Annotated in this window: 15 protein-coding genes and 2 pseudogenes; 8 read left to right on the top strand and 9 right to left on the bottom strand. The window is 74.4% G+C overall.

Annotated features, from left to right (window positions below):
- Nucleotides 1-110 precede the first annotated feature (110 nt).
- Nucleotides 111-725: a TetR family transcriptional regulator gene (locus tag AB0K92_RS13545; protein WP_365922357.1), complete on the top strand. Its 615-nt coding sequence runs from the start codon at nt 111-113 to the stop codon at nt 723-725.
- Between the two features lie 90 nt (nt 726-815).
- Nucleotides 816-2,953 (top strand): annotated as a pseudogene (locus AB0K92_RS13540) (AAA family ATPase).
- Nucleotides 2,954-2,982: 29 nt separating this feature from the next.
- Here AB0K92_RS13540 and AB0K92_RS13535 read toward each other — a convergent pair.
- Together AB0K92_RS13535 and AB0K92_RS13530 are read right to left on the bottom strand one after the other, a co-directional pair.
- The gene (locus AB0K92_RS13535) at nt 2,983-3,849 is read right to left on the bottom strand and encodes a nitroreductase/quinone reductase family protein (protein ID WP_365922355.1); all 867 of its coding nucleotides are present in this window, start codon (nt 3,847-3,849) and stop codon (nt 2,983-2,985) included.
- Nucleotides 3,850-4,123: 274 nt separating this feature from the next.
- Nucleotides 4,124-5,029 (bottom strand): NAD(P)-binding domain-containing protein, encoded by a 906-nt coding sequence (locus AB0K92_RS13530; protein WP_365922353.1) that lies wholly within the window; start codon nt 5,027-5,029, stop codon nt 4,124-4,126.
- Between the two features lie 104 nt (nt 5,030-5,133).
- Between AB0K92_RS13530 and AB0K92_RS13525 the strand changes: the two genes are divergently transcribed.
- Complete coding sequence (locus AB0K92_RS13525; RefSeq protein ID WP_365922350.1) at nt 5,134-5,475, top strand: helix-turn-helix domain-containing protein; 342 nt, start codon at nt 5,134-5,136, stop codon at nt 5,473-5,475.
- Nucleotides 5,476-5,615: 140 nt separating this feature from the next.
- Here AB0K92_RS13525 and AB0K92_RS13520 read toward each other — a convergent pair.
- A pseudogene (locus AB0K92_RS13520) lies at nt 5,616-5,771 on the bottom strand (GNAT family N-acetyltransferase); the annotation flags it as partial.
- A gap of 117 nt (nt 5,772-5,888) precedes the next feature.
- On the opposite strand from AB0K92_RS13520, the gene AB0K92_RS13515 reads away from it, so the two are divergent.
- The 3 genes from AB0K92_RS13515 to AB0K92_RS13505 all read left to right on the top strand — a co-directional run bounded on the left by AB0K92_RS13515 (nt 5,889) and on the right by AB0K92_RS13505 (nt 7,545).
- A complete protein-coding gene (locus AB0K92_RS13515) occupies nt 5,889-6,308 on the top strand; it encodes a helix-turn-helix transcriptional regulator (protein ID WP_365922348.1) in 420 nt (139 codons plus the stop codon).
- 131 nt (nt 6,309-6,439) lie between these two features.
- Nucleotides 6,440-7,087 (top strand): hypothetical protein, encoded by a 648-nt coding sequence (locus AB0K92_RS13510; RefSeq protein ID WP_365922346.1) that lies wholly within the window; start codon nt 6,440-6,442, stop codon nt 7,085-7,087.
- Between the two features lie 125 nt (nt 7,088-7,212).
- Complete coding sequence (locus AB0K92_RS13505) at nt 7,213-7,545, top strand: DUF2516 family protein (protein ID WP_365922344.1); 333 nt, start codon at nt 7,213-7,215, stop codon at nt 7,543-7,545.
- An 842-nt stretch (nt 7,546-8,387) separates the two neighbouring features.
- Here the strand turns inward: AB0K92_RS13505 and AB0K92_RS13500 are convergent.
- From AB0K92_RS13500 to AB0K92_RS13490, 3 genes are all read right to left on the bottom strand, one after another.
- A complete protein-coding gene (locus AB0K92_RS13500; protein WP_365922342.1) occupies nt 8,388-9,722 on the bottom strand; it encodes a fused response regulator/phosphatase in 1,335 nt (444 codons plus the stop codon).
- Nucleotides 9,723-9,999: 277 nt separating this feature from the next.
- Nucleotides 10,000-11,106, bottom strand: a complete 1,107-nt coding sequence (locus AB0K92_RS13495; protein ID WP_365922340.1) for a C40 family peptidase — start codon at nt 11,104-11,106, stop codon at nt 10,000-10,002.
- 308 nt (nt 11,107-11,414) lie between these two features.
- On the bottom strand, nt 11,415-12,206 hold the full coding sequence (locus AB0K92_RS13490) for a class I SAM-dependent methyltransferase (RefSeq protein WP_365922495.1): 792 nt from the start codon (nt 12,204-12,206) through the stop codon (nt 11,415-11,417).
- A gap of 245 nt (nt 12,207-12,451) precedes the next feature.
- Between AB0K92_RS13490 and mshA the strand changes: the two genes are divergently transcribed.
- Together mshA and AB0K92_RS13480 are read left to right on the top strand one after the other, a co-directional pair.
- A complete protein-coding gene (gene mshA, locus AB0K92_RS13485) occupies nt 12,452-13,789 on the top strand; it encodes a D-inositol-3-phosphate glycosyltransferase (RefSeq protein WP_365922338.1) in 1,338 nt (445 codons plus the stop codon).
- Complete coding sequence (locus AB0K92_RS13480; protein ID WP_365922336.1) at nt 13,782-14,339, top strand: YbjN domain-containing protein; 558 nt, start codon at nt 13,782-13,784, stop codon at nt 14,337-14,339. The genes mshA and AB0K92_RS13480 overlap by 8 nt, the downstream gene beginning before the upstream one ends.
- Before the next feature lie 16 nt (nt 14,340-14,355).
- Here AB0K92_RS13480 and AB0K92_RS13475 read toward each other — a convergent pair whose 3' ends face one another.
- From AB0K92_RS13475 to AB0K92_RS13465, 3 genes are all read right to left on the bottom strand, one after another.
- On the bottom strand, nt 14,356-14,886 hold the full coding sequence (locus AB0K92_RS13475; protein WP_365922334.1) for a hypothetical protein: 531 nt from the start codon (nt 14,884-14,886) through the stop codon (nt 14,356-14,358).
- Between the two features lie 10 nt (nt 14,887-14,896).
- Nucleotides 14,897-16,267, bottom strand: coding sequence for an MFS transporter (locus AB0K92_RS13470; RefSeq protein ID WP_365922332.1), 1,371 nt, complete (start codon nt 16,265-16,267; stop codon nt 14,897-14,899).
- Between the two features lie 73 nt (nt 16,268-16,340).
- Entirely contained in the window at nt 16,341-18,134 is a 1,794-nt protein-coding gene (locus AB0K92_RS13465) for a stealth conserved region 3 domain-containing protein (RefSeq protein ID WP_365922330.1), read from the bottom strand.
- Nucleotides 18,135-18,148 lie beyond the last annotated feature (14 nt).

Genomic DNA, 18,148 nt, shown 5'->3' with positions numbered 1-18,148 from the left:
TTGCCGGGGATCTTCGTCCGCGTGCGCAGTCTCGGTCCTCAAGCGGACTTGAGGTCAAGGAGCGGCGGCGGGCCGACCGGGCGCCGGAGAGCGACCGTAGGCTCGGGGCCATGGGAGAGATCGGGCTGCGCGAGCGCAAGCGGCAGCGGATGTACCAGGTGGTGTCGGACCTCGCGATCGGGCTGTTCCTGGAGAAGGGGTTCGACGCGGTGTCGGTCGCCGAGGTCGCCGCCGCGGCGGAGATCTCCAAGCCGACGCTGTTCCGGTACTTCCCGGCCAAGGAGGACCTGGTCCTGCACCGGATCGCCGACCACGAGGGCGAGGCGGCACGCGTGGTCGCCGGCTCGGACCTCGCCCCGCTGGCCGCCCTGCGCCGGCACTTCCTGGCCGCGCTGGACCGCCGCGACCCCGTGACCGGACTGAACGACGACCCGCAGGTCCTGGCCTTCCACACCCTGCTCTACGGCACCCCCTCCCTGGTCGCCCGGCTGCACGGCCTGCTGGAACGCTCGGAGGCCGCGCTCGCGGACGCCCTCGGCGGCGATCTCGACGCCCGGCTGGCCGCCGGCCAGATCATCGCCGTGCAGCGGATCCTCGCGCAGGAGAACTGGCGGCGGATGGCGGCGGGGGAGCGGGCGGCGGACGTGCGCGGGGCGGCGGTGGCGGCGGCGGAGCGGGCGTACGACCTGCTCGCGGCCGGGCTACCTCATCTCGCCCGACGGTGACCCCGCTGACCCGCTGACCAAGTGACTCGGTAACTTGGTAACTCGGTAAAAAATTTAACTCGGTCACGTCATTCCGTTAGGCTCGTCGGAATGACGTCACCCGACCACGCCCAGGAAGCCCTCCAGCGCGCACTCCGCCTCGAACGCGCCCACCACGACCGCTGCCGCGCCGCCCTCGCCGCCCTGATCGAGGGCGCCGAGGAGCAGGTCGTCACCGGGGAGGACGTCTCCGCCTCCGGCGCCGACGCCGAAGTCCTCGGCTTCCGGCTGCGCAGCCAGGCCAAGGAGCTGCGCGAACTGCCCGAAGGGCCGCTGTTCTTCGGCCGCCTCGACTTCACCCCCGAGGCGGCGCACGGCACCCTGCACATCGGCCGCCTGCGGATCACCGAGCACCCGACCGCCCCGCCCCTCGTCGTCGACTGGCGCGCCCCCGTCTCGCGCGCCTTCTACCAGGCGAGCGCCCGCGACCCGCAGGGCGTCGCGGTCCGCCGCCGCTTCGGCTGGGCGCCCGCAGCCGCGGCGACTCCGCCGACCTGACCGGCCTGGAGGACGAACCCCTGGAGGGCGAACCCCTGGGAGACGGCGCCGGGGGAGAGGCCGCCGGGGGAGAGGCCGCCGGGGGAGCGGCCGTCGTGCGCGAGCACCGGGCGAGCGAGATCGTCGCCCGCGAGATCGAACGCCCCCGCGTCGGTCCGATGCGGGACATCGCCGCGACCATCCAGCCCGAGCAGGACGACCTCGTCCGCGCCGGCCTCACCACCTCGGTGTGCGTCCAGGGCGCCCCCGGCACCGGCAAGACCGCCGTCGGCCTGCACCGCGCCGCCTACCTGCTCTACACCCACCCGCAGCGCGTCCGGCGCGGCGGACTGCTGATCCTCGGCCCCAACCGCACCTTCCTGCGCTACATCGCCGAGGTGCTGCCCGCCCTCGGCGAGACCGGCGTACGGCAGTCCACCGTCCTGGACGAGATCGCCCGCCACCCGGTCACCGGGGCCGACGACGACCGGGCCGCCGCCGTCAAGCACGACGCCCGGATGGCCGAGGTCCTGCGCCGGGCGCTGTACGCCCGCGTGAACCCCGACGCGTACGCCGACGCCGGCACCGACGCCGGGCCACCCGCCGCGACGTCCGCCGGCGGCCTCGCCGTACCGGACGGCTCCTACCGCTGGCGGGTCTCCGCCGAGGAACTGCGGGCGATCGTCGCGGACGTACGCGCCGAGCAGCCGCCGTACGCCGTCGGGCGGGAACGGGTGCGCGCGCGGGTGGTGGCCGTGCTGCGCGCGCGGGCCGAGCGGCGCGCCGGGCCGCGCACCACCGCCTGGACGCGGCGGATCGAGCGGGCGCGGCCGCTCACGGCGTGGCTGGACGCCGTCTGGCCGGCGGCGCGGCCCGAGGAGGTGCTCGCCGCGCTGCTCACCGACCCCGGCGCCCTCGCCCGCGCCGCCGGCGGACTGCTGGGCGCCGACGAGCGCAAGGCGCTGCTGTGGCCGCGCCCGCCGCGCTCCTGGAAGTCGGCGCGCTGGTCGGCCGCCGACCTGGTCCTGCTCGACGAGATCGCCGGGCTGATCGAGCGCCCCGAGGGCTACGGCCACATCGTGGTCGACGAGGCGCAGGACCTCTCCCCCATGGAGTGCCGCGCCATCGCGCGCCGCTCGGTCCACGGCTCCCTCACCGTCCTCGGCGACCTGGCCCAGGGCACCACCCCGTGGGCCGCCGGCGACTGGTCGGTCCAGCTGCGCCACCTGGGCAAGCCGGAGGCTGTCGTCACCCCGCTGACCACCGGGTTCCGTGTCCCGGCGGCCGTGCTGGGGCTCACCAACCGGCTGCTGCGGCGCCTGGACGTGGCCGTTCCGGAGCCCCGCTCGCTGCGCCGGGACGGTGAGCTGACGGTCCGCGCGGCCGACGACGTGCCCGGCGCGGTCGTCACGGCCGTACGCGACGCGCTCGGCGGCGAGGGGTCCGTGGGCGTGGTCGCCGCCGACGCGGACGTGCCCCGGCTGCGCGAGGCGCTGGCGGCGGCCGGGATCGAGACGTCGGACGCGGTGGGCGGCCGGGTCGCGGTGGTGCCCGCGTCCCTGGTCAAGGGCCTGGAGTACGACCATGTCGTCGCCGTGGAACCGGCGGCCATCGCGGAGGCGGAGGAGCGCGGGCCGCACCGGCTGTACGTGGTGCTGACCCGCGCGGTGTCCGCGCTGACGGTGGTGCACGGCCGCCCGCTGCCGTTCTAGGGGGTGTCTCGTGGCGGGCCGTCGGCGGTTCAGGCGAGCAGCGGGATCAACTGCTCCTCCTCGTAGGCCAGGTGGGCCTCCAGCTCGACGGTCAGCCGCTCGACCTCCGCGCGGGCGGTCGCCGGGTCCGTCGCCGTCCCGTCCACCGCCCGGCGCAACTCCGCCACCAGCGCGGCGATCCGCTCGTGCTCCTCGCGCAGCCGCGCGAGCACCGGGGCGGACTCGGGGTGGCGGTCGGCGAGGAACGGGAACAGGGCGGTGTCCTCACCGGTGTGGTGGTTGTGCAGGCCGTGGCAGAAGGTGAGGCAGTTGACGCGGAGCTGGGCTCCGAGGGCGGAACCCGTGCCGCTCATCTCCGCCCGCAGCAGGACCAGTTCCTGCCGGAAGGCGTCGTGCACGACCTTGATCGCCTCGCTCAGGGAGCCGGCGTTGATGGTGCCCGGACCGCCGTCCCCGCTCTCGTACAGGGCGACCACGGGGATCGTCCGGGTGGTCTTCGCCTGGTACTCCGCCCAGCCCGGATCGCTCTCCACGGCCCGCGCGAACGCCTCGTCGCGCTCCTCGCCGGTCAGCGGCACCGCCCGCGCCTGATAGGTGAACGCGCCGGTCTCGACGGTCACTTCGGGGTGCGCGAGCAGGTTGTGGTACCAGGCCGGATGGCGGGGTGAGCCGCCCGCCGAGGCGATGACCAGGACGCGCTCGCCGCCGTCGGGGAGATAGCCGACGGGGGTGGTGTGCGGCCGGCCCGAGCGGGCGCCGGTGGTGGTCAGCAGGAGCAGCCGGGCGTTCGCGAACATGCCGGTGAGACGGCCCCGGTTGGCCCGGAACTCGTCGATGATCTGCTGGTTGAAGTCGTGGATGGTGGTGTGGACGGTGTCGTCGATGGCGTCGGGCAATGCTCTTCCTCACTCCGTGGCTTTCGCTGATCGCGTCTGTTCACGGAGAAGGGGGCGGCCCCCTGGACCTGCTCCGAACCTCTCGGGCAGGGGGGACCCGCGGCGGCCTCACTCAGAGGCCGGGCACCCGACTCGCTCACGGCACAAGGCCGACCCGGCAGTCATGACGGTGACGCTATCGGCGGACTGCCCTGCGTGGCAAGGTGATTGAGGCCGGGGCGGGCGCGCACCGCCCCGGTCCCTTGTCGCCGCCGGCGCCCCCGCCGCCCGGCACTCAGGGACGCCGGGTGCGCCCCAGCATCTCCGCGACCCGCATGAAGCCGTCGGTGCCGTGGCCCAGCCCGATGACCCGGCGGGCCTGTCCCTCGATGGCGCGCATCACGCTCGCCTCGATGCCGTGCGCCTCGGAGGCGTGCACGATGTGCGCCATGGTGGAGGCGCCGGAGGTGATCGGGTTCAGCTCGCCCGAGTACGTGCCGCTGTCCACGTCGCCGGCGAACTCCTCGAACAGCGGCGGCAGGATCACGGCGATGCCCTGGGCGAACGGGGCGAGCTCCCGCGCGGAGACGCCCTCGGCGCGGGCCAGGGCCACCGCGTGCGCCCAGCCGCCCATCGCCGTCCAGAAGATGTCCAGCAGTGCCAGGTCGTACGCCGCCGCGCGGCCGATGTCCTCGCCGAGGTGGGTGTGGGCGCCGCCGAGCACGTCCAGGACGGGCCGGTGCTCCGCGTACAGGTCCGCGGGGCCGCTGTAGAGGAAGACGGCGTCCGGGGTGCCGATGGTGGGCGTCGGGGTCATGATCGCGCCGTCCAGGTAGCGGACGCCGTGCCGGGCGGCCCAGTCGCCGGTGTCGCGGGCGCGGTCCGGGGTGTCCGCGCTGAGGTTCACGACCGTACGGCCCTTGAGGGCGTCGGTGACGGCGTCGGAGCGCAGGATCGCGTCGGAGGCGTCGTAGTTGACGACACAGACGACGACGAGCCCGCTCGCCGCGACCGCCTCCTCGGCGGACGCGGCCCGCAGCGCCCCGCGCGCCACCAGGCCGGCGTCCCTGCCGGGGGTGCGGTTCCAGACGGTGGTGCGTACGCCCGCCTCCAGGAAGGCGCCGGCCAGGGCGCGGCCCATCGGGCCCAGGCCGAGGACGGTGACGGAAGCGGACGCGGGGTCCGTGACGTTCGTAGACATGGGGAAGCTCCTGCTGTCCTGTGAGACCGGTAGAACCGAACAGTGAAAACACTGGAAACAGTGAAAACACCGAAAAACGAACAAAGCGAACAAATGGGGTGACGATGTCGCGCAGCCGGGCCAGGGACGTGAACGTCTGCGGGGTGACCGCCGCGATCGCGGTGATCGACGGCAAGTGGAAGACGGCGCTGCTGTGGCTGCTGGAGTCGGGGCCGCACCGCCCCGGCGAACTGCGCCGGAAGCTGCCGGGCCTCACCGAGAAGGTGCTGACTCAGGCGCTGCGCGAGATGGTGGAGGACGGTCTGGTGCACCGGGAGGTGTACGACGTCCTGCCGCCGAAGACGGTGTACTCGCTCACCGCGTTCGGCCGTGAACTGTCCGAGGCACTCGCTCCTCTCGCCGCCTGGGGGTACCGCCGCCTGGACCGGCTGGCGGAGGTGTCCTGACCGTCGTTCCCGCCGCCGGCCCGGCCACCCGCGAACAGCCTCTTACGGCCGCCGGGCGATGCCAAGTACCCACTTTTTTGTGGGTGTTACGGCCGCCCGGCCCATGCGGCGGTCGCGGACCGCGTCCGGTCCCGGACGGCGGCTTCGGCGTGGTGTTCGGCCGCGCCGCGTCTGCGCAGCTTCTCGATGTCCGTCAGCGGCGTGTTGTGCAGGGCAGGCCGCGAGCACAGGAAGCCTCCGGCTCGGGCGAGGAAGTCGTCGACGTCGGTGGTGAGGTGCCAGTCATCCGGGCGCATGCTTCATGGTCCCGGTGGAGTCGACTCGGCGGGAACACTCGCCCGAGACGGAACGAGGGTGCACTTTTGCAAGCGCGGTGCTTGCAATTGTTAGCGAGGGTGGGGCATGGTGGAGCCATGGCATCGCTCAATGTCGGCAATCTCGGCGAGTACCTGCGCGAGCAGCGGCGTAACGCGCAGCTGTCGCTGCGGCAGCTCGCCGAGGCGGCCGGGGTGTCCAATCCGTATCTGAGCCAGATCGAGCGCGGGCTGCGCAAGCCGAGCGCGGAGGTGCTGCAGCAGGTCGCCAAGGCGCTGCGGATCTCCGCCGAGACGCTCTACGTGCGCGCCGGCATCCTCGACGCCGAGCGGGAGCGGGACGAGGTCGAGACACGGGCGGTCATCCTCGCCGATCCCACGCTCAACGAGCGGCAGAAGCAGGTGCTGCTCCAGGTCTACGACTCGTTCCGCAAGGAGAACGGGCACGGGGAGGACGTTCCCGGCACGGATCCCCCGTCCGGCACGAGCGAGGCCGGTCCGCGGCAGACGGCCGGTTGACCGGACCAGGGAGAGACCGGCCGGCGGCCGCGGACCGCCACCCCCAGCCGACAGCGATCGGCAGTGATCGGCAGTGATCGCAGCGATCGACAGATCGACAGTGATCGACATCGAACCGGAGGACCCTCACCATGGCCATCACCGACGACCTGCGCAAGACTTTTACCGACCCCACCCCGCTCTACTTCGCCGCCGGTACCGCCGATCTCGCCCTGCAGCGGGCCAAGAAGGTGCCGGAGCTGGTGGAACAGCTGCGCCAGGAGGCCCCGGCCCGGATCGAGGCGGTCCGCAACACCGACCCCAAGGCCGTCCAGGAGAAGGCCACCGCCCGCGTCAAGGAGACGCAGGAGACCCTCCAGGCCAAGGTCACCGAGCTGTTCGGCGCCCTGGAGTCCGACCTGAAGAAGGTCGACCTCAAGAAGCTCGGTGAGACCGCCCAGGACCTCGCCCTGCGCGGGGTCGGCGTCGCCGCCGAGTACGCCGTGAAGGCCCGGGAGACCTACGAGAAGGTCGCCGAGCACGGCGAGCAGGCCGTGAAGACCTGGCGCGGCGAGGCCGCCGAGGCCATCGAGGACGTGGCCGTGGCCGTCGAGGACGTGGCCGTGGCCGTCGAGCCCGACCCGGAACCGAAGACCGAGGCGAAGGCCGAGGCGAAGGCCGAGCCGGTCGCGGTCGAGGACGAGCCCGCCGGAGCGGCGGCCGGGCAGCAGGAGCCGGCCAAGAAGGCGCCCGCGGCCCGCAAGAACACCACGAAGAAGGCGACGCCGCCCGCCAAGTGACGGCGTCCGGAGGACGGCCGGGCACTCGGGGGGTGCCCGGGCCGTTGTCCGGGTAGCCGGGAGGCGGTTGCGGGTACGGTGACCGCGTAAGGGACGAGCCGAGTCGGGTGGTGGACGTTGTGCTGATGCAGGGTTTCGCTGGGTTCCTGTGGCTGCTGAACCTGGCCCTGGTCCTTTTCACCGGCTTCGCGCTGGTCGACGCCGCCACGCGCCGCGAGGACGCCTACCGCGCGGCGGACAAGCAGACGAAGCCGTTCTGGCTGATCATCCTCGGTCTCGCCCTGGTGGTCAGCCTGATCTTCGGCATCCTGTCGTTCCTGCCGATCATCGGCCTCATCGCGACGATCGTGTACATGGTCGACGTCCGCCCGGCCCTGCGCGGCCTGCCCGGCGGCGGCCGCAGCCGCCGGGGCTCCAGCAGCGACGGCCCGTACGGACCGTACAACGGCGGCCGCTGAGCCCGCCCACCGCGCCACGCGCCACCGGAATCGTCCGCCACACGGGCGGGTGCCCCTGGCCCGTCGGCCGCAGCCCCGGCACTCGGCCTCGCCCCGTCGGCCGCCGGCCCCGGCCCGTTGGCCGCCGGTTCCGGCTCTCGGCCCCGGGACTCGGCCCCGGCCCGTCGGTCGCCGCCCCCGGCCCGTCGGCCGCCGGTTCCGGCTCTCGGCCCCGGGACTCGGCCTCGCCCCGTCGGCCGCCGCCCCCGGCTCCCGGCCCCGGGACTTGGCCCCGCCCCGTCGGCCGCCGGCCCCGGCCCGTTGGCCGCCGGTTCCGGCTCTCGGCCCTGGGACTCGGCCTCGCCCCGTCGGCCGCCGGCCCCGGCCCGTTGGCCGCCGGTTCCGGCTCTCGGCCCTGGGACTCGGCCTCGCCCCGTCGGTCGCCGGCCCCGGCCCGTTGGCCGCCGGTTCCGGCTCTCGGCCCTGGGACTCGGCCTCGCCCCGTCGGTCGTCGGCCCCGGCTCCCGGCCCCGGGACTCGGCCTCGCCCCGTCGGTCGCCGCCCCCGGGCCCGTCAGTCGCCGGCGCCGGCACTCGGCCCCGGGCACTCGGCTCCGGCTCTCGTCCTCGACGCGTCGGCCGCCGGCCCCAGCTCTCGGCCCCGATACTCGGCCTCGACCTGTCGGCCGCCGACCCCGGCGCTCGGCCATCGCCCCGTCGGTCGCGGCCCTGACCCGTCGGCCGCCGCCCTCAACCCTCAGTCGCCGGTCCCGGCCCCCGGTCCCGGGACTCGGCCTCGGCCCGTCGGTCCCCGGCCCCGGCTCCCGGCCCGCGGCTCCACGGGAGCCGTACGGCCGCCCTGTCCTACGGCACCCGGTCCAGGAGCAGCACGGCCACGTCGTCCGTCAGCTCGCCGCCGTTCAGCTCGCGGACCTCGTTCACCGCGGCGCGCAGCAGGTCCTCGCCGGTGAGGCCGGCGGCCAGCTGGCGGCTGATCATCTCCACCATGCCGTCCTGGCCCAGCCGCTCCCCGCCCTCGCCGACCCGGCCCTCGATCAGGCCGTCGGTGTAGAGCATCAGGCTCCACTCGGCGCCCAGCTCCACTTGCGTCCGCGGCCAGCGGGCGCCCGGCAGCAGGCCGAGGGCGGGGCCGTTGTTGTCGTACGGCAGCAGGCGCGGCGCGCGGCCGGGGCGGGCTATCAGCGGCGCCGGGTGTCCGGCCAGGCACAGGCCCGCGCGGCGCCCGTCGGGCGCGATGTCCACCGTGCACAGGGTCGCGAAGATCTCGTCGTCGGACCGCTCGTGCTCCAGCACCTGCTGGAGGGTGTTCAGCAGCTGGTCCCCGCACAGCCCGGCCAGCGTCAGCGCCCGCCAGGCGATACGCAGCTCCACACCGAGCGCGGCCTCGTCCGGGCCGTGCCCGCAGACGTCGCCGATCATGGCGTGCACGGTGCCGTCGGGGGTGCGCACGACGTCGTAGAAGTCGCCGCCGAGCAGCGCGCGCGAGCGGCCGGGCCGGTAGCGCGCGGCGAACCGCAGCGAGGAGCCCTCCAGCAGCGGCGTCGGCAGCAGGCCGCGCTCCAGGCGCCGGTTCTCCTGCGCGCGCAGCCGGCCCTCGGCGAGCCGGCGCTCGGCCGACTCGGAGCGCTTGCGCTCGACGGCGTACTGGATGGCCCGGCCCAGCAGCCGGCCGTCCAGCTCCTCGCGGAACAGATAGTCCTGCGCGCCGACGCGGACCGCCTCGGCGCCGCGCTCGGCGTCGCCGGAGCCGGTGAGGGCGAGCACGGCGTGCCGGGGCGCCAGCTCCAGCACATGGCGGAGCACGGCCAGCTCGTCGTCGGCCTCGCCCGCCCGGCCGGGGGCCGGCAGCGCCAGGTCCAGCAGGATGCAGTGGACGTCGTCGGTGAGCAGCCGCTCGGCCTCGGTGAGGTTGCGGGCGGTGCGCACACGGATGGGCTTCCCGGCCTGGTCGAGCAGGTCGGGCACGATCGGCGAGCCGCCGGGGTCGTCCTCGATCAGCAGCAGGGTCAGGTGGGTGTGGTGGGCGGTGGCGGTGTTGTTGGAGGTGTTCTGCGCCGAGTCTTCCTTGCGCGGGGCCCCGGTGCCGGAGTCTCCGGAGGGGCCGCCGGTGGACGCGGCGGGCGCCTGACCACTCTCCACGGCCGGGATCGCTCTCTGCCGCGGTACGGGTGCGGGCATTGTCCTGGGTTCCTTCCCTCCCCCCGAGGGCACGGCGGGGCGAGGGACCTCGACCCACCGACGGGGACCATAGCGGGTGACGGCGCCGCAGCGGAATGGCGCGGCGCACGCCGGCCGGCCGCGGGCCACTGTCATATGCCGCGTTCCGTACCGCAGTTGGACACGCCGCCCGACCTGCCGGGATGACGAACGTCACGTCCCCGGACGGTTTCGCGGGGGCGCCGGCGTTAGGTGGGTCACGTGGCCCGGGTCACCAACTGGGCCGCGCGGCGCGGGTTCAGCCCGCGTCCGGTCGTACGACCCCCAGGATCGGCATCGAGCCGGCCCCCGCGAGGGTGATGTCGCGGCCGGGGCGGGGGGCGTGGACGATGGTGCCGTCGCCGACGTACAGGCCGACGTGGCTGGCGTCGTCGAAGTAGATCACCAGGTCACCGGGGCGCATGTCGGTGACGTCGACGCGCCGCAGCTGCTTCCACTGCTCCTGGGAGGTGCGGGGGATCACGCGGCCGGCGCTGGCCCAGGCCTGGGAGGTCAGACCGGAGCAGTCGTAGGAGCCGGGGCCCTCGGCGCCCCATTCGTACGGCTTGCCTATCTGGGCCGTGGCGTACTTCACGGCCTGCTCGCCGGCGGTGGTGGCCCGGCCGTCGGCGTCGTCGAGGACGCCGGTGCCCAGCCAGTCGTCCTGCGCCTTGCGGGCCGCCGCGCGCTCGAGTTCGGCCAGGCGCTCCTTCTCCTCCTTCTCCAGCTCCGACTCGAGCTTCTCGGCCTGCGCGATCTGCTTCTCGATCTTCTTGCGGGCGGCGGCCTTGGCCTTGCGGTTGGCCTCCAGCTTCTTCCAGTGGGAGGCGGCGTCCGCGGAGTACTGCTCCAAGTCCTGCTGGGTGCGCTTGGTTTCGTCGATCAGGTGCTTGGTGGCGCGCTGGCCCTGCAGGACGCGGCCGGTGCCGTCGAGGAACGCGCCGGGGTCGTCGCTGAGGACGAGCCGGGCCTCGGGCGGGAGGCCGCCCGAGCGGTAGTGGGCGCGGGCCGCGGCGCCCGCGCGGGCCTTCAGGCCGGCGAGCTTCTCCTTGCCCTCGGCGATCTTCTTCGCCAGCTCGGCGAGCTGCCGCGACTGCTCCTTCGCCTTCTCCTCGGCGGCGTTGTAGGCGTCGGTGGCCGAGGCCGCCTCGCGGTAGAGCGTGTCGAGCCTCTCGCGGACCGCCTCCAGTTCCCGGTCGGTCCCGGCCGCCGGGGACGCTGAGGCGGAGGCGGAGGCGGACGGGGTGGGTGCCGGGGCCGGTTCGGGTGCGCCGGCGGCGAACGCCGTGCCGGGTACCGCCAGTACGGTGACCGCGCACACGACGGTCACGGCCACCGAGATCAAGCCGCGCTTGCCCCTTGCCATACCCCTGCCCCCAACTGATTTACCGTCAGTAACTTACGGCTCGCCTGAGGGATCGTGCCATGCCGTGGCGCAAAACGACAGAGGTCCGGGCGTCGCGACTCGGCCCCCCGGTCCCGCCGCCCGGTGTACCGGACTCCCCGGCTCTGTGACGAACGAGCGGGCGAGATCGTTCCGGGGCCCGGGCGGCCGCGGGGGAGGGCCGGCCCGTCCGGTGCGGTGGGTGCGGCCTGTGGGGCCCGTGGTGCGGTCGGTGGGGCCGGCGGCGCGCCGGGTGCGGCGCGCGGGTGGCCGCGCCGTCAGCCGCGCCCTCAGCCGCGGGGTGCCAACGCCGCCCAGCGCACCGTCACTTCGCCCTGCCGCCAGCGCGCCGGGCCGTCCGTCACCGGCCAGTCCGCCGCCAGGTCCCGCACCGCGCGGATCCAGCGCTGGCGGGCGCCGTAGGAGGCGTACGGCGCGGCGGCGGACCAGGCGCGGTCGAAGTCGCGGAGGAAGGCGTGCACCGGCTCGCCGGGGACGTTGCGGTGGATCAGCGCCTTCGGCAGGCGTTCCGCGAGGTCCGAGGGGCGGTCCAGGGAGCCCAGCCGGGTGGCGAAGGTGACCGTGCGCGGGCCCTCGGGGCCGAGGGCGACCCACACGTGCCGGCGGCCGATCTCGTCGCAGGTGCCCTCGACCAGCAGCCCGCCGCGCGCGCCGGTGGCCGGGTCGGCCGGGGCCAGCCGGGCGCACAGCCGCTCCCAGACGCCGGCGACCTGCGCCTCGTCGTACTGGCGCAGCACGTTGGCCGCGCGGATCAGCTGCGGGCGCTGGGGCACCGGCACCTCGAACCCGCCGTGCCGGAAGTCCAGCCCCGCCCGCTCGTAGGGCTTGGCCGCCGCGACCCGGGCCGGCTCGATCTCGATGCCGACCACGCGGGTGCGGGGCGCCACGGCCCGCAGCCGCAGCAGCAGCTCGACGGCCGTCCAGGGGGCGGCCCCGTAGCCGAGGTCGACGGCGACCGGGTCGGCGGCGCGGCGCAGCTCGGCGCCGTGGGTGGCGGCGATCCAGCGGTCCATGCGGCGGAGCCGGTTCGGGTTGGTCGTCCCGCGCGTCACCGTGCCCACGACGGCGGTCCTCGCGCTCGGGCGCGGCCGGGAGCGGGGAGCGGGCGTCGTGCGGGATGACATGTGTACGAGGGTAGGCGGAGCCGAGGTGCACGCAGCGGGCACTCGAACGGTTGAGCGAGGAACGGTAATGATTGGGTAAAAAAGGGTGCGGTGGAAATGGAGTGGCCCACTCCTGTGTTGCCCCTTGATGGAGGGCTCGCACGTCCTCCCACCGGCATGCCCGCAGCGAGGAGGAACGGCCCGTGAGCCAGTACATCGGCAGGCTCGGACGGCGCTCCCCGGCCACCCCGCCCCGGCTGCGGCTCCACCGCAGGCCCCGCCGCGTGGCGATGCTCTCGGTGCACACCTCCCCGCTGCACCAGCCCGGCACGGGCGACGCCGGCGGCATGAACGTGTACATCGTGGAGCTGGCCCAGCGCCTCGCCGCGCTCAGCATCGAGGTCGAGATCTTCACGCGGGCCACCACCGCCGCCCTGCCGCCCACCGTGGAACTCGCGCCCGGCGTCCTCGTCCGGCACGTCGACGCCGGCCCCTACGAGGGCCTGGCCAAGGAGGACCTGCCCGCCCAGCTGTGCGCCTTCACCCACGGCGTGATGCAGGCCTGGGCCGGCCACCGCCCCGGCCACTACGACCTGGTCCACTCCCACTACTGGCTCTCCGGCCACGTCGGCTGGCTCGCCGCCCAGCGCTGGGGCGTCCCCCTCGTGCACGCCATGCACACCATGGCCAAGGTCAAGAACGCCAACCTGGCCGACGGCGACACCCCCGAGCCGGCCGCCCGCGTCATCGGCGAAACCCAGATCGTCGCCGCCGCCGACCGGCTGATCGCCAACACCGACGAAGAGGCCGGCGAACTCGTCCGGCACTACGCCGCCGACCCCGCGAAGGTCGCCGTCGTCCACCCCGGCGTCAACCTGGACCGCTTCCGCCCGGCCGACGGCCGCGCCGCCGCCCGCGCCCGCCTGGGCCTGCCCCAGGACGCCCTGATCCCCCTGTTCGCGGGCCGAATCCAGCCCCTGAAGGCGCCGGACGTCCTGCTCCGCGCGGTCGCCGTCCTCCTCGACGAGCACCCCGAGCTGCGCTCCCGCATCCTCGTGCCGGTCGTCGGCGGCCCCAGTGGCAGCGGCCTCGCCAAGCCGGAGGGCCTGCAGAAACTCGCCGCGCGCCTCGGCATCGCGGACGTCGTCCGCTTCCGCCCGCCCGTCGGCCAGGACCACCTCGCCGACTGGTTCCGCGCCGCGTCGGTGCTGGTCATGCCGTCGTACAGCGAGTCCTTCGGCCTGGTCGCCATAGAGGCCCAGGCGTCCGGTACGCCGGTGCTGGCGGCGGCGGTCGGCGGCCTGCCCGTGGCCGTGCGCGACGGCCGTACCGGAGTCCTCGTCCAGGGCCACGACCCGGCCGCCTACGCGCGCGTGCTGTACGACTTCGCCGCCGACCCCACCCTGTCGGACCGGATGGGCGCGGCCGCCGCCGCCCACGCCCGCGCCTTCGGCTGGGAGGCCTCCGCAGCCGCCACCGCGGAGGTCTACACGGCCGCCCTGCACGCCCACCGCCGTCGCGTACGCTCGGCCCATGGGTGACTCCACGGGTGCAGCACAGCGACAGGCCGCGCAGATCATCGAGGGCGTGCTGAAGGACGCCGAGCTGGAGTGGGAGGGCCCCGAGCCCGGCCACTACGTGGTCAAGCTCCCCGGCACGCGCAAACTGTCGACGACCGTCTCCCTGATCGTCGGCAGGCACTCCCTGTCCCTGAACGCGTTCGTCATCCGTCGGCCCGACGAGAACGAGTCCGGTGTCCACCGCTGGCTCCTGGAGCGCAACCTGAAGCTGTACGGCGTGAGTTACGCCATCGACCCCCTCGGCGACATCTACGTCACCGGCAAGCTCCCGCTGGCCGCCGTCACCCCCGACGAGGTCGACCGCCTCCTCGGCCAGGTCCTGGAAGCGGCCGACGGCGCCTTCAACAACCTCCTGGAGCTGGGCTTCGCGAGCGCCATCCGCCGCGAGTACGAGTGGCGGGTGTCCCGCGGGGAGTCCACGCGCAACCTGGACGCCTTCGCCCACCTCACCCGGCGCGGCGAGGACCAGGGCGGCGAGGACCAGGGCGGCGAGGACCAGGGCACCCCCTAGCCCTGCCGCGCCTTCCTCACTCCTCCTTGTCGAGTTCGTCGGCGAAGGCGCGCAGCGCGTCGGCCAGTTCCTTCTTCGTGGGCAACCGGTCGACCTTCTTGTCGAGTTCCTCGATACGCCGGTTCAGCTCGTCGAGGCCGGCCGGCGCGGAAGGGTCGCCGGGGTCGCCGGGGCCGGGGGACGCGGTGGGCGCGTCGGTGACCGGCGGGTCGCTCGGTGCCGCGGTGGGGCTGGGGACGGGGCTCGGGTCCCAGCCTCCGGTGCCGCCTTCGCTCGTACCGCCGTCGCTGGTGCCGCCGTCGCTGGTGCCGCCGCTGTCCGGCGGCACGGGGGTCTCCTCGGACGGCGGCTCGGCGGAGGTGGAGGACGGGGTGGGATACGGCTCGTCCTGCGAGCCCGCCGCGAGCGCGACCCCCACGCTCAGCGTCACCAGGACCGCCGCCCCCGCGACGGCGGCCGAGAGGCGCCCCATCCGTCCCCGGGCCCGTGCGGCGCCCGGTATCCGCTCCGTCTTCCGTGCCCGTCGCGTGTCCTCTGTCTCGTCCATGGCGGTGACGCTATCCGGCGGAACTGGGGGACGGGCGGGTTCCGCCGATCTCGTCGAGAGCTTGCGGGACGGTCGGGGCCACCGGGTCCGGGGATGCTTCCGGAACCGTCTCGACCGTCGTCCCGATCTCTGTCCCGCCCGCCGTCACGCCGGTCGTCCCGACCGCTGTCCCGACCGCCGGCTCCTCCTCCGGAAGCCGCCGCATCAGCAGTCCGTACCCGAGTCCCGCCACCGTGCCCACGACCGCGCACATCCCCCACAGCCACTCCGCGCCGTACCGGTCGATGACGTACCCGGACATCAGGGGCGCCACCAGCGCGGCGACGGACCACGACATGGTGTACATGCCCTGGTAGCGGCCGCGGCCGTGCACGGGCGAGAGCCGTACGACGATCCCGGTCTGGGTGGGCGCGTTGACGATCTCGGCGAGGGTCCACACACAGACGGTCAGGGCGATCACGGCGACCGATCCGGCGAAGGCGGTGAGGCCGAAGCCGTATCCGGCGAGCACGGAGGAGACGATCAGCAGGCGGCGCGGGTCACGGTGCTGGATGAAGCGGGTGACGGGGATCTGGAGGGCGACGATGAGGACCCCGTTCACGGCGATCGCCATGCCGTACTCGGCGGGCGTGAACCCGGCCTCGCCCATCGCCACCGGCAGCCCCACCGAGCCCTGCTGGAAGATCAGCGCGACGAGGAACGACAGGCCGACGACGCTCATGAACCGGCCGTCGCGCAGCACCGTGCCCAGGCCGGTCTCCGGCTCGGCCTTCTGGGCGGCGGTGCGCTCCGGGCGGGACTCCGGCAGCTTGACGAAGACGAGGATCGCGCAGGCCATCGTCATCACGGCCTCGATGAGGAAGCCGGCGAGATAGCTGGTCTCGGCGATGAACCCGGCGGCCATGGAGGAGACGGCGAAACCGAGGTTGATCGCCCAGTAGTTGAGGGAGAAGGCCCGCACCCGGTCCTCGGGCCGCACGATGTCGGCCATCATCGCCTGCACGGCGGGCCGGGACGCGTTGGAGGCCATGCCGACCAGGAACGCGACGGCGGCGATGGCGACGGGGTCGCGCACGAAGCCGAGCAGGGCGACGGACAGCGCGGTCGACGCCTGCGCGATCAGCAGGGTGGGGCGCCGGCCGAGCCGGTCGGTCATCACGCCCGCGCCGAGCGAGGAGATGACCCCGCCGAGGCCGTGCAGGGCGGCGACCAGTCCGGCGTAGGTGGCGGAGTAGCCGCGGTCGAGGGTGAGGTAGAGGGCCAGGAAGGTGGCCACGAAGGCGCCGAGGCGGTTCACCAGGGTGCTGGTCCACAGCCACCAGAACTCGCGGGGGAGCCCGGAGACGGTTTCCCGGACGGCTCGCACGGCGGCTGACGACATCGCGGATCCCCCACAGTGGTAAGCGGCTCAGACAGCGGCCACACCTTACGAGCAGGGTTGTCATGCACGCCACTCAATTAACGGGAAGCGTCAAACGTGAGGACTGCGGAACGACGCGCGCCGCCCGCTCCCAGCGGCTGGGGAACGGATACTTCCGCTCCAGGAAGGCGCGGATGGCCGCCTGCGCCGCCGCCCGCTCCGCCGGGGCGGTGTCCACGTCGTTCAGACAGAAGAAGTCGACGTCCTCCCCGGCCGCGAGCCGGGCCAGCCGCCGCCGCATGTCCGGGCTGCCGAGCTGGACGTAACGGAAGCGGTACTCGGCCGGCACGCCCCGGCCCGTCGCGATCGCCCAGTGGTGGTGGAGCGTGGAGGCGGGCGCGACATCGGCCGTGGAGCGGAACCGGGAGTACGCCGTGCGCCGCAGCTCCTCGATGCCCAGGTCCTCCATCTCCCGCATCACCCGCAGCAGTTGCGGATGCGGGGTGTGCAGCGACTTGTGCCGGATCTGGCGGCCGTGGAAGCGCCGGATCACCTCACGGGTGTTCTTGCCCGCGGAGTTCGGCGCCGGCTCCAGCGGATGCGGGTCGCCGACCCCCAGCTTCAGCGGCGACAGCGGGATGCGGGCGATGCCGTTGCCGTGGAAGAAGTGCTCGGCCCGCACCGGGCGGTTGATGAAGACGTCGTCGTTGAAGTACAGGTAGTGCTCCGACAGGCCGGGTATGTGGTGCAGCCGGCTCTCTATCGCGTGCGAGTTGAACACGGGCAGCGCGTCCGCCGGGAGGATGTCCCGGTGGTCCACCACGGTCAGGCCCGCGGCCGCCGGATCCAGCCAGGCGGGCAGCTGTGCGTCGGTCACCAGGTACACGTGCCGGACGAACCCGGCGTACATCTCCAGCGAGCGCAGCGCGTACCGCAGTTCGTCATGGCTGGTGTAGCGGGAGGCGCCCGTCTCGCGCGGCGCGATGGCGGTGTTCGCGAGCGCCTGGTGGGCGCGGCGCTTGGCGGCCAGCGCCGGGTCGTCGCCGTCGACCCAGGTGTAGACCGCGTCGACCGGGAAGCACACCTCGTCGATGCCGGGCTCCGCGAACGGCGCGAACGTCGGCACCGGACGGCGCCGCCGGCCCGCCACGGCCACCGGTGCCTCGGCCGGCCGCTGCGCCGCCACCGGCAGCACCTCCGAGACGGGGTTGGGCCGCGGCGCCACGAGCGCGCTGCCGAACACGTCCGGCAGCCGGTCGCCCGGCACGGTCAGATACGCGGGGTCCTTCCCGACGTCCCTGCCGTGCCGCCAGAACTCGATGTCGCAGCCCGTGTCCAGACCGCCGAGCACCTGCCCGCACGGCCCCAGCCGCAGCACACCGGTACGCAGCACCGCCGCCCCGCGCACGGCCCGCGGCAGCCTCCCGTCGGCCCACAGCACCGCCGTGGTCACGGCGCCGTCCGCGCCGACCGCGCCGACGAACCCGGCGGTGCCGGCGAAGTGGCGCGCGGCGTGGGCGAGCACCGTCGCGCGGTGCTCCTCGGCGACGCCGACCACCTGCCGCGCCCCGCCGGCGCCGGGCTCGCCCGGGACGAGGAAGTACGGCACGCCGGCCGCGTCCAGCACCGCGCACACCTGCTCCAGGTCCGCCGCGGCGGCGTCGGCGGCGGCGTACGCGGCGACCGTACGGCCGTACAGCCGCACCGGTCCGCGGGCGACCCGGCGCAGCCCGGGCACGGCGGCCCGCAGCCGGCGGCGGGCCGGCGCCGCGCGCAGCGCCCACAGCACGGCCCGCAGCCAGGCCCACAGCCGGAGCCGGTGGCGCAGCAGCAGGTCCCGGGCGGCCCGCAGGCCCCGGGGCGGCGCGAGACGGTGTCGGAGGTCCATGGCCGCGTCCCTCG

Source organism: Streptomyces sp. NPDC052687, from assembly GCF_040678395.1.
Classification (GTDB): Bacteria; Actinomycetota; Actinomycetes; order Streptomycetales; family Streptomycetaceae; genus Streptomyces.
Note: the sequence above shows the minus strand (reverse complement) of the source record. Positions and strands in the feature narration are given on the sequence as shown.